The 7,895-nt window shown below is 65.5% G+C and carries 11 protein-coding genes and 1 tRNA gene; 10 read left to right on the top strand and 2 right to left on the bottom strand.

The window, feature by feature from the left end; genetic code table 11:
* Positions 1-93 precede the first annotated feature (93 nt).
* Positions 94-708, bottom strand: coding sequence for a malonic semialdehyde reductase (locus GGC30_RS15940; protein WP_153926083.1), 615 nt, complete (start codon positions 706-708; stop codon positions 94-96).
* Positions 709-863: 155 nt separating this feature from the next.
* Between GGC30_RS15940 and GGC30_RS15935 the strand changes: the two genes are divergently transcribed.
* Together GGC30_RS15935 and recR are read left to right on the top strand one after the other, a co-directional pair.
* The gene (locus GGC30_RS15935; RefSeq protein ID WP_153926081.1) at positions 864-1,193 is read left to right on the top strand and encodes a YbaB/EbfC family nucleoid-associated protein; all 330 of its coding nucleotides are present in this window, start codon (positions 864-866) and stop codon (positions 1,191-1,193) included.
* Positions 1,193-1,795, top strand: a complete 603-nt coding sequence (gene recR / locus GGC30_RS15930; protein WP_091751010.1) for a recombination mediator RecR — start codon at positions 1,193-1,195, stop codon at positions 1,793-1,795. The genes GGC30_RS15935 and recR overlap by 1 nt, the downstream gene beginning before the upstream one ends.
* Positions 1,796-1,800: 5 nt before the next feature.
* Here recR and GGC30_RS15925 read toward each other — a convergent pair whose 3' ends face one another.
* A complete protein-coding gene (locus tag GGC30_RS15925; RefSeq protein WP_091751007.1) occupies positions 1,801-2,163 on the bottom strand; it encodes a hypothetical protein in 363 nt (120 codons plus the stop codon).
* A gap of 120 nt (positions 2,164-2,283) precedes the next feature.
* Here GGC30_RS15925 and GGC30_RS15920 point away from each other — a divergent pair, with 120 nt between their 5' ends.
* The 8 genes from GGC30_RS15920 to GGC30_RS15885 all read left to right on the top strand — a co-directional run.
* Positions 2,284-3,501, top strand: coding sequence for a DNA recombination protein RmuC (locus GGC30_RS15920; protein ID WP_153926079.1), 1,218 nt, complete (start codon positions 2,284-2,286; stop codon positions 3,499-3,501).
* An 85-nt stretch (positions 3,502-3,586) separates the two neighbouring features.
* Positions 3,587-4,045 (top strand): hypothetical protein, encoded by a 459-nt coding sequence (locus GGC30_RS15915; protein WP_153926077.1) that lies wholly within the window; start codon positions 3,587-3,589, stop codon positions 4,043-4,045.
* A 3-nt stretch (positions 4,046-4,048) separates the two neighbouring features.
* Positions 4,049-4,255 carry a helix-turn-helix transcriptional regulator gene (locus GGC30_RS15910; RefSeq protein ID WP_039244055.1) on the top strand — a complete coding sequence of 69 codons (207 nt, stop codon included), beginning with the start codon at positions 4,049-4,051 and terminating at the stop codon, positions 4,253-4,255.
* Positions 4,252-4,902 carry a hypothetical protein gene (locus GGC30_RS15905; RefSeq protein WP_153926075.1) on the top strand — a complete coding sequence of 217 codons (651 nt, stop codon included), beginning with the start codon at positions 4,252-4,254 and terminating at the stop codon, positions 4,900-4,902. The genes GGC30_RS15910 and GGC30_RS15905 overlap by 4 nt, the downstream gene beginning before the upstream one ends.
* A gap of 44 nt (positions 4,903-4,946) precedes the next feature.
* The gene (locus GGC30_RS15900; protein WP_153926073.1) at positions 4,947-5,909 is read left to right on the top strand and encodes a TraB/GumN family protein; all 963 of its coding nucleotides are present in this window, start codon (positions 4,947-4,949) and stop codon (positions 5,907-5,909) included.
* Positions 5,910-5,991: 82 nt separating this feature from the next.
* Positions 5,992-6,066, top strand: a tRNA-Gly gene (locus GGC30_RS15895).
* A gap of 422 nt (positions 6,067-6,488) precedes the next feature.
* Positions 6,489-7,055: a hypothetical protein gene (locus GGC30_RS15890; protein ID WP_153926071.1), complete on the top strand. Its 567-nt coding sequence runs from the start codon at positions 6,489-6,491 to the stop codon at positions 7,053-7,055.
* Between the two features lie 257 nt (positions 7,056-7,312).
* On the top strand, positions 7,313-7,895 hold a 583-nt coding region (locus GGC30_RS15885), incomplete at its 3' end, for a hypothetical protein (protein ID WP_153926069.1).

The following is a 7,895-nucleotide window of genomic DNA, read 5'->3' as shown; positions in this document are numbered from 1 at the left end:
TCTGCGCCCCCCAACACCTGATCGTTCCGGCGATGAACGACAAAAGGGCGGCCCGACGGGCCGCCCTTCTTCGTTTCGGGCCGACAGTTCGGCTCAGAGGATCTGCGCGGCCTCGTCGAACGACAGGCGCGGCGAGCGTGGAAACAGGTTCTCGTCCGAGCCATAGCCGAGGTTGAGGATATAGTTCGGCTCGACATGGCTGTCGGGGAAGAACTCGGCCTTCACGCCGGCGGCGTCGAAGCCGGACATCGGCCCGACATCCAGGCCCAGGGCGCGGGCGGCGATGGTCAGATAGCCGCCTTGCAGCGAGGCGTTGCGGAAGGCGGTCTCACGCCGACCGGCCTCGTCGGCGAACCAGGCCTTGGCGCCCGGCGCGTGGGGGAACAGGGCGTCGAGATGATCGTGGAAATCCATGTCCTGACCGACGATCACCGTCACCGGCGCCTGCTGCGTCTTGTCGCGATTTCCCTCGCTCATCAGCGGAATCAGGCGGGCCTTGGCCTCGGGCGAGGTGATGAAGACGAAGCGGGCGGGCGACCCGTTGACCGCCGTGGGCCCGAACTTGGTCAGGTCATACAGCTTGTGCAGCAGTTCCGGCGCGACGGGGCGGTCGGTCCAGCCGTTGCGCGTCCGCGCCTCGGTGAACAGTTGCGACAGGGCGGCGTCCGACAGCGGGACGTCGCGTTGATGAGCAGCGTCATAGGCCATGGGATGCGTCCTGACTTAAATAGCAACGATTACGGGTGCTAATTAGGGTGTTTTGAAACAGCCACAAGCGCCAATCCCGAAAGGCTGGGTTTCGATATCGCGCACCGCGCACAACCCCTCTGTCGTCCAGGCTTGGTTCACCCTATCTAGAGGGAATGAAAGATCTGACCCAACTGATGCAGCAGGCGCAGGCGATGCAGCAAAAGCTGCAGGACGCCCAATCCAAGATGGCCGAAACGATCGCCGAGGGTTCTTCCGGCGGCGGCCTCGTCTCGTTGTCCCTCAAGGGCCCTGGCGAGATTACGGCCATCAAGATCGACGACAGCCTGCTGAGCCCGGGCGAGGGCGAGATCCTGGCCGATCTGATCGTCGCCGCCCATGCCGACGCCAAGCGCAAGCTGGATGAGCAGAACAACGCCCTGATGCGCGAGGCCGCAGGCCCCATGGCCGGGATGAACATTCCCGGAATGCCGAAACTCTTCTGATGGCCGCCTCCGCCGGGCCGGAGATCGAACGGCTGATCTCCCTTCTCGCCAAACTGCCGGGCCTGGGTCCGCGCTCGGCGCGGCGTGCGGCGCTGGCGCTGTTGAAGCGACGCGAGCAGTTGCTGGTCCCGCTGGCGGCGTCGCTGGCCGAGACGGCCGAGAAGGTCGTGTCGTGCTCGGTTTGCGGCGCGCCGGATACGCGCGACCCCTGCGCCATCTGTTCGGACGGATCGCGTGACAATGGCCTGATCTGCGTGGTCGAGGAGGCCGGCGCCCTGTGGGCGATGGAGCGATCCGGCGCCTTTCGCGGAAAATATCATGTGCTGGGCGGACTGCTGTCTGCTCTGGACGGTGTCGGACCCGAGCATCTGCGGGTCACCGAACTGGTCGGGCGCGTGAGGGGCGGGGGCGTGCGCGAGGTCGTGCTGGCCCTGCCGGCCACGGTCGATGGCCAGACGACCGCCCACTATGTCGCTGAGCGGATCGCCGGGCCGGATGTGGAGATCACCTCGCTGGCGCGCGGTGTGCCGGTCGGCGGCGAACTGGACTGGCTGGACGACGGCACCATCGTCCAGGCCCTGCGCGCCCGCCGCCCGGCCTGACCGAGTTAGTTCGAAGGAACCGTCGGGGCGTTGACGTTCGGCGCTTCGCCCGTCGGGGTGGCGACGGCGCGGCCCGTCGAATCCGTTGGCGCGTCGGCGGCGGGCGGGGTCTGGCTGTCGCCCGCGAAAGCCTGGGTCTCGGCGGCGGCGGCTTGCGGCCCCGTCTCAGCGTTCTTGGCGTTGAAAGCGCCGTTGGTCACGAACCACAGTCCCAACAGCAGCACCGCAGCGGCGAGCGTCGAAACCGCCAGGATGACGGCGATGCGCGGGTTCTTACGGCCGCTGCGCACCAGTTCGGCGTCGACCGGCCGGCCGTCGTGCACCGCATCGGCGGCGGTGTCGTGTCGGTGGGGCTTTTCCGGGGTCATGGGCGGGTCCTTCGTGCAAATGGCTGAGACACCAACGTCATCGCAACGGCGACGTTCCGGACAAGCGGCGCCGGAAGGGCCCCGCTTCTCATTGAAGGCGACTCCCGTTAGGAACGGAGCATGAACATGCTTGTGCTGATCCTCGCTGTCCTGGCCGCCGCCTTCGCGGGTGGTTTTCTGTGGGCCTATATGGGCTGGCAGAAGACGAGCGGCGCGCTGGCGGCGGCCGAGGCGCGCATCGATCTGGTCGAGGAAAGCCGTGTGACAATGGGCGAACTGCTCAAGGCCCAGGCGGCGCAGTCGGCCCAGGTCGTGGCGGATCAGATGGTCAGTCGCGCGACCGAGACCTTCCGCGCTCAGGACCAGCTGGCGCGCGAGCGGATGGCCGCCCAGCTGAAACCTGTCGCCGACACCCTGACCAAGTTCCAGGAGCATGTCGCCGCGTTGGAGAAGACGCGGTCCGAAGAGACCGGGGGGCTGCGCGAGCAACTGGCCCAGCTGATGACGGCCTCGTCCGCCACGCGCGACGAGGCGCGCAAGCTGACCGAAGCCCTGCGCGGCAATACGGGCCGTCGCGGCCGCTGGGGCGAGCAGACCTGCCGCAATGTGCTGGAGGCCGCCGGCATGGCCGGAAGGTTCGACTTCACCGAACAGACCTCCAGCGCCGACGACGAGGGCCGCCAGAACCGGCCCGACTTCATCGTCCGCCTGCCCGGCGGCGGCATGTTCGTTATCGACGCCAAGGTCCCGCTGGCCTTCGACGACGGGGAGGGCGACGAAGAGGCGCGCGCCCGCTCGGTCGGCCTGCGCACCGCCGCCAGCCTGAAGACCCATGTGCGCCAACTGTCGTCCAAGGCCTATCAGGACCAGTTCAAGCCCAGCCCCGATTTCGTCGTCCTGTTCGTGCCCGGCGACGCCTTCCTGGTCACGGCTCTGGACCATGAGCCGGACCTGATGACCCAGGCCATGGCCTCGCGCGTCGTCATCGTCACCCCCTCGACCCTGTTCGCCCTCTGCAAGGCCGTCGCCTATGGCTGGCGCGCGGAAGAACAGGCGGCCAATGCCGACAAGGTCGCCGCCCTGGGCCGCGAACTCTACAAGCGGCTATCGGTCATGGGCGGTCATGCCTCCGCCGTCGGACGCGCGCTGGATACGGCCGTCGGCAAATACAATCAGTTCGTCGGCTCGCTCGAGAGCCAAGTCATGGTCTCCGCCCGCCGGTTCGAGGATCTGCAGGTCGATCATGAGGGCAAGGCGTTGCCGGATTTGACGCCGGTCGAAACCGCGCCCCGCGCCATCGCCCGTCCCGAACTGATCGCAGCCGCCAAGGTCGAGTAGGGCCTCTTTCTGTGGAAAGGGCGCTTGACAGGCCTGGAGACGCGATGTCAATGTAACTTGTCAATAGGACAAGGGGTGTTGACTGATGCGCAAGTGGCGGCCGGTAATCAAGGCTACGGTGATCACGTTCGGCGGCGGCCTGCTGTTCGCCTTCCTCGGCGGCATCGCGGTCGGTTACGCCTCCCGTTCGGGATGGATCGCGCCCGAGATGGGCGAACTGATCGTGACCGCAGTCTTCGCCGCCGCCATCATGGCCGGCGCCCTGTGGATCGGCGCCGAATGGATGCGTGTGATCGACGAGGCTGCGCGGGAGGCGCACAAGGCGGCCTGGTACTGGGGTGGCACGGCCGGCATGTGCGTGAGCGGCGTCGGCCTGATCCTGTCCTCGGCCGGGCCGTGGCGTGACATCATCGCGCGTGAAATCGGCTCAGGCGGCTCGCCCATCGACTATGTGTGCGCCGGCGCCGCCTTGATGATCGCCCCCATGCTGATCGGCTATACCGTCGTCTGGGTTTGGTGGTGGCTGGCGCGGATGCGGGGCTGAGCCATGAACAACCGTCTCAAGGTCCTGCGCGCCGAGCGCGATTGGAGCCAGGCGCAGCTGGCCGAACATCTGGGCGTATCACGTCAGACCGTGAACGCGCTGGAGACCGGCCGTTACGACCCCTCCCTGCCGCTGGCCTTCAAGATCGCGCGCGTCTTCGGCCAGCCCATCGAATCCATCTTCTCGGACGATCAGGAGCCGACGAAATGAGGCCTTCCGCTATCTCTCCCGAATCTTGGCCACGCTGGGTTCGCGCCTTTGTTTTCGGCGCTGTCTTCGGGGTGATCGGCTACGGCGTCGGCGCCTGGCTGGCCAGGATCGCGCCGGGCGGACTCGGCCCGACCGACATGGACTTGCGCTGGTCGGACGGCCTGGCGATGCTGGTCGGCCTGGCCCTGGTCGCGGGATCGCTGTGGGCGATGTACGTCAGTTTGAACGCCGACCGCCTCGGTCGGATGTACAATCTGGATGGCCCTGCCTCGTCGGATGAGACGGCTCTGGCCCGGTTTCAGGCGCTGGTCATGGCCTTTTCCGGCGTCATCCTGATCCTGCCGGTCGTCTTCAGCATGGCGGGCGTCAATCCTGTGCTCGGCCTCAGCGCCATCGGCCTTCTGCTGGTGCTCCACACGGTGATGAATGTGCGCATCTATCGCCAGGCCGACGAGCTCTTGCGTCGAGCGGTGATCGAGGCGGCGGCCGTCACCTTTTTCGCGGGGCAGTTGGTCCTGTTTCTCTGGGCCGCCGCCGAGCGTCTGGGCGCCGCACCCGCCATCACGGCCTGGGACATCTACGCCGTCCTGATTGCGCTCTATCTGGGCTGCTCCGTGTGGATCAGCGTGCGTCGCGGCCTAGCCTGATCCGTCCTGCTTCTCTTTCATTTTGGACAACAACGAGACCTCTCATGACCTTCACCGATCGCCTTCTGTCGTCCGTTTCCAGCCTAGCGCGCGGCGCTGTGGGCGTCGCCGGCGGCCTGGCCCTGTTCGTCACCATCGCCGGCGTCCCGGCCGACGCTCTGGCCCAGACAGCCGCGCCGGCCGCCCCTGCGCCGATCCAGGGCGAAGGCCCCGCCCTGTGGGTGGTCAAGGATGCGGATTCGACCCTGTATCTGTTCGGCTCGGTCCATGTGCTGCGCCCCACGACCGGCTGGGCCAGCCCCCGCGTCGAGGCCGCCTTCGACAGCGCGTCGGACATCTGGTTCGAGATCAGCAATCCCGACGACCAGGCCGCCATCATGCCGCTGATCCAGCAGCACGGCCTGTCGCCCGAGACGCCCCTGTCCAGTCGCCTGACCCCCGAAGAGAACGCCGAGCTGGACGCGGCGGCCCAGTCCATGGGCGCCTCAGCCGCCCAACTTCAGCCGATGAAGCCTTGGCTGGCGGCGCTCAGCCTGTCGGTCGCGCCGCTGATCAAGGCCGGCTATGACCCCACGTCGGGCGTCGAACTGGTGCTGAAGGCGCGGGCCGAAGCGGCGGGCAAGCCGATCCACGGCTTCGAGACCATCGACAAACAGATCGGCATCTTGGCCGGCCTGCCCGACGACGTGCAACTGGTCTTCCTGCGCGAGACGCTGAAGGACTACGAGAACGCCGCCACAAAACTGGATGAAATGGTCGAGGCCTGGGCCCGGGGCGATGTCGCGACGCTGGACCGCGTCACGATCAAGGAGATGAAGGAGGCCTCGCCGGCGCTCTATCAGTCCGTTCTGGTGGATCGGAACACCGACTGGGCCAACCAGATCCAGACCCTGCTCGAAGGCTCCGGCACCGCCTTCATCGCCGTCGGCGCCGCCCACCTGACCGGTGACGACAGCGTCCAGGCCATCCTGCAAAAGCGCGGCGTGACGGTCGAGGCGGCTCAATAACCTCTGCCTTGAGCGCGGCCGCTGCGGCAGCTAAGACAATCAACGCCGGAGCGCGCAGACGCCGCTCCGGCGTTTTTTCTGGGCGGGTGTAGTTCAGAGGTAGAACGTCAGCTTCCCAAGCTGAATGTCAGGGGTTCGATTCCCCTCACCCGCTCCAGTCCCGACCCTTGACGCGTTGCCGCATTGGCAACGAAACGGCGCCATCTCGGGCAGCTACTCGATTTTGTGTGCCATTGTGAAACAGTTCGCTAGCGGTTGGTTGTCCCGCGATGGGACGCTGAGAATACACGTGCTCGCCGCCGAAGCGCCGTGACTGGCGTCGTCAGCCTAACCGTCCCGAAAGCGATGACCGAGTTCTGCGAACGCCGCGCACTTGCGGCAGCCTGACGCACAACGCTTTTCAGCAAACACATTGCATACCGCCGATCTTCGGCGTAAAGCGGCCACCGTTAACTATTTGTTAACCCAAGTCTGCCCGGCGCCGAACGTCTCGATTCGGGGTGGCACGGCTTTTGGAAGGGGTGGGGCGAACCGTCAGGGGTGACGGGCCGTCCTTGGGGGCGGAAACGGGGTTGGGCAATGCAGAATTCATCGAAGCCTTTGCGCGCGTCGGTCCGCCGGCTGAGCGGAGCCGTTGCGCTGATCGTCGCCGCCACTGCGTGGCCGGCCCTGGCCAAGCCTGTCGCCGACAACCTCGACGTGGGCAAGACCCTGAACGTCAACGTCGTGGGCCAGATCGTCCCACGTTGCGAGATACAGGGCGGCGGAGACATCGACTTTGGCGAGCTGACGGGCGGCGAACGCGCTACCGCGCTTTTCGGTCTGAACTGCAATGTGCCGTTCGATCTGGGCGTGACTTCGGCGCGAGGCGGTCTGGCTCACGTCACCAAACCGCAAGGCGAAGGCCCGTTCGCGGGTGTCCTCCCCTATGACGTCACCTTGACCGTTCCGACGCTTCGGCCTGAACCCCGCACGGTGCAGGCCAGCTTCAGCAGCGCCGACCATGTGGGAATGCTGAGCAGTGGCGACGGCATCGCGGCCGGCGGTGGCAAGATCGAGTTCCGCACGCGTCAACCGGCCGGAGCAGGTCTTCTGGCCGGGCAGTATACTGAAACCTTAACGGTGACGGTAACGCCGCGCGTCTGACAGCGCTAATTACCGGTAGATATTCAGTCCAGAACAGTTTTCGCATTATTTTTAGTAAAAGGAAAAATTACTTTTGCTTGAGTTGAGCAAAACAAATGTTTCTCCTGACGCGCGAATACACTCAAAAATGATAGCTAACGCCGTTCTTTACTGTTGACGGTTTGTTAACAACAGATTAACTGGACGAGATCGGACGGGGAGGGACTGCCGCCTCGATCGACTATTTTTCGCGAAATCATTCGCTTGGAGAGACTGAAATGAAGAAGTTCGCTTCCCTGATGGCCGGCGCCGCCGCGCTGGCTCTGACCGCCGCTCCCGCCATGGCCGGCACCGTCTACCAGGGCTCCGTTACGGGCACCGTTCAGATTACGCCCCCGATCTCGACGCCGTTCGGCACCATTCCTGGCGTTTCATTCACGGGCACAAGCAACAACACGACCATCGTGGGTATCGCCGATGCGCTGAACCCTAGCGTCAACAGCAATGTGTCGCTGATCACCATCTCGGGCAGCTCGGCTGCGAACAATGGCACGGCGTCGAACAACGACGGCGCGACCTTCACCCTGAAGGGCGCTGTGTCGACGGACTGCGCCTATTACACCGGCAACGCCTCGACCACGATCGACTTCGGCACCATCGGCATCTACGCCTCGGACGACACCGGCCCGGCCAACGCCTTTGACATGACCGCTCCGGCCAACGTCACCATCGATACCAACCTGGCCGGCTGCAACACGTCCAACACCGTCACCGTGTCCAAGAACGACATCCGCGGCCTGGTGAACAACTCGGGCGCCGGTTACGACTCCAACGTCTTCCAGGCCAACCTGCCTTACTCGG

The organism is Brevundimonas sp. SPF441 (assembly GCF_009661015.1).
GTDB classification, from domain to species: domain Bacteria; phylum Pseudomonadota; class Alphaproteobacteria; order Caulobacterales; family Caulobacteraceae; genus Brevundimonas; species Brevundimonas vesicularis.
The sequence above is the reverse complement of the archived record's forward strand: the minus strand, read 5'-3'. Positions and strand labels throughout refer to the sequence as shown.